The organism is Virgibacillus carmonensis (assembly GCF_057836705.1).
In genome coordinates, this window is sequence record NZ_JBYQFJ010000272.1 from 1 (window position 1) to 595 (window position 595).

Here is a 595-nt window from a genome sequence, read left to right on the forward strand (position 1 = left end):
TGGCAGGAGCCTTACATTAAGACCGGAAGGAACAGCCTCCGTTGTTCGTGCATTCGTTGAAAACAAACTATTTGGTTCAGCAATTCAACCAGTAAAGCTTTATTACTTTGGACAGATGTTCCGTTATGAACGTCCACAGAAAGGGCGGATGCGCCAGTTAAATCAGTTTGGCGTAGAAGCAATGGGAAGTGCAGATCCTGCAGTGGATGCAGAAGTTATCGATTTGGCAATGACAGTTTACAAAGAACTTGGCCTAACGTCATTGAAGCTTGTTATCAATAGCTTAGGTGATAGTGAAAGCCGTAAAAATTATCGGGAAGCCTTAATTGAACATTTTTCACCACATAAAGAGGAATTGTGCAAAGATTGTCAAACACGATTGACACAGAATCCATTGCGTATATTGGATTGTAAGAAAGACCGCGATCACCCATCAATGAAATCTGCACCATCCATGCTGGAGTTTTTAAATGAGGAATCCAGAACTTATTTTGAAAAAGTCAAAACCTACCTTGATCAGATGGATATTCCATACACAGTGGATAAAAATCTGGTTCGCGGGTTAGATTATTATAACCATACGGCATTTGAGATT

Annotated in this window: 1 protein-coding gene; it reads left to right on the plus strand. The window is 40.2% G+C overall.

Annotated features, from left to right (window positions below; all coding sequences use genetic code 11):
• A partial coding sequence (locus AC3G7N_RS21830; protein WP_489424221.1) for a histidine--tRNA ligase occupies positions 1 to 595 on the plus strand: 595 nt, incomplete at both ends.